Below are 1,829 nucleotides of genomic sequence, written 5' to 3' on the forward strand. Positions count from 1 at the left end.
CGACTGCGCCAGAACGGTCGCGGTCGTGGTGCCGTCGCCAGCGATGTCGTTGGTCTTCGAAGCAACTTCGCGGACCATCTGCGCGCCCATGTTTTCGAACTTGTCCTCAAGCTCGATTTCCTTGGCGACGGTGACGCCGTCCTTGGTGATGCGCGGGGCGCCGAACGACTTGTCGATGACCACGTTGCGGCCCTTGGGGCCGAGCGTGACCTTCACCGCGTCAGCGAGGATGTTGACACCGCGCAGCATGCGCTCGCGGGCATCGCGGGAGAATTTTACGTCTTTGGCAGCCATTTTTAGCTCCTGGCAGGGGCTTCAATCGAGCCCGGGAATTCAGTTGACGAAAGGGCCTGATATGAGCCGATGATGCCCATGATGTCGGATTCCTTCATGATCAGAAGGTCTTCGCCATTGAGCTTGACTTCCGTGCCCGACCACTTGCTGAACAGGATGCGGTCGCCGGCCTTGACGTCCAGCGGGACCAGCTTGCCAGCTTCGTCACGAGCGCCGAAGCCGACAGCGATGATCTCGCCTTCCTGCGGCTTTTCCTTTGCCGTGTCGGGGATGATGATCCCGCCAGCGGTCTTGGATTCGGATTCGACCCGGCGAACGACCACGCGGTCATGCAGCGGGCGGAACTTCGACTTTGCCATTTTCGGATTTTTCCCTGGTGCGCTGTTGAGGGGTTTTTGTTAGCACTCGCGATGGACGAGTGCTAACGCGATAGTGAGGTAGGCTGTAAGCGGGCACTCGTCAAGACGGACGAGGGCAGGCGAGGAGCTCTGGCCCCCTCCCCGGTGGAACCCAACGCATACGCGGCATCCGCGTTGATGGCTGCGAGCCCCACATTTCCATTGAATTCGGCGTCATGACGCCAACTTGCTCGCGCCGCTTCCAAGTCGTCAGTCGTGCTGCCGTCAGCACGAACATAGGGCTGCGCTTCACTTCCCGTCGAAGCCGCGGCAAGCAGCGTCGCCGTCAGCACGCTCCTTTGCAGATGCTTGCCAAAGGTGGACAGTGAGCGCACCTGCGCCGGGCTGTTGGTGCGAACGTAAGACGTCATTGACAACTCCTTTTTGCAAGTCGAGCCCCTTCTCCACCTTCGGCCGCCGTCGACGCGAAGAAGTCCGCATCGCGTTGAAGACGAGCTGCGAAAAAGAGAAAGATGTGTTTGATGGCTGCGGCCCCAACGGTGCCTTCAGATTTGAGATCACTTCCGCCGCGAGCGGCTGAAGCTCCTCGCAACGTCAAATCGAATCTGCTGCCAAGCCTCCAGGAAAGGAGAGCATTGCTCATCTCGCGCTTGTGCATGCAGTCAACCTTCGATCCGTGTTGCCACATCAAGAGCAAATGCCGTGCCAAAGCTCACTGGGAAGTGAACGCATGGCTCTCCCTGAAAACCTCACAAATCCAGCATGGTCAATTGTGCGGAACCCGACATGCGTCTTCTGCCACTGTCAGCTTTCGGACAGGCATGACGCGTTTCGCGCCGACCACCGGTCGATCGGTTTTGGGGCCGGTCTGTTCGCCTCATAAGAGCGCGTTACATTGCGTAGCGGTTTCCCGAGCGCCGCCACATGACACTGGACCTGCAGGTAGCACCGGCTTCTCATCCAGCCTTACTTTGGCCCCCTCGCGTATCAAATTCCCGCTGGCGAGCCCTGCTTTCATAGATCGCACCATGCCGGATGTCTGCTCTGGCGCCCGACCCGCTGGCACGATCTCGATCCGGCATAAGGGCGCAGCATCTTTGCAGGCCGTTTCATCCCGGCGTCCTGCTTGGCTGACAGACCGCACTTGGCGAGCGGTCTCCATGCTCTCTCCAAGGA

At 59.7% G+C, this 1,829-nt stretch carries 2 protein-coding genes and 1 pseudogene; all 3 read right to left on the minus strand.

The genetic code is table 11. The features are described 5' to 3' along the window. On the minus strand, positions 1 to 294 hold a 294-nt coding region (locus tag EOA27_RS34755; protein ID WP_281059511.1), incomplete at its 3' end, for a TCP-1/cpn60 chaperonin family protein. Between the two features lie 65 nt (positions 295 to 359). After that, a pseudogene (gene groES, locus EOA27_RS34760) lies at positions 360 to 653 on the minus strand (co-chaperone GroES); the annotation flags it as partial. 62 nt (positions 654 to 715) lie between these two features. Next, positions 716 to 1,063, minus strand: a complete 348-nt coding sequence (locus EOA27_RS41190) for a hypothetical protein (protein ID WP_063169239.1) — start codon at positions 1,061 to 1,063, stop codon at positions 716 to 718. Positions 1,064 to 1,829: the final 766 nt, after the last annotated feature.

The sequence above is a fragment of the Mesorhizobium sp. M2A.F.Ca.ET.037.01.1.1 genome (assembly GCF_003998075.1).
In the GTDB taxonomy this organism is placed as follows: domain Bacteria; phylum Pseudomonadota; class Alphaproteobacteria; order Rhizobiales; family Rhizobiaceae; genus Mesorhizobium.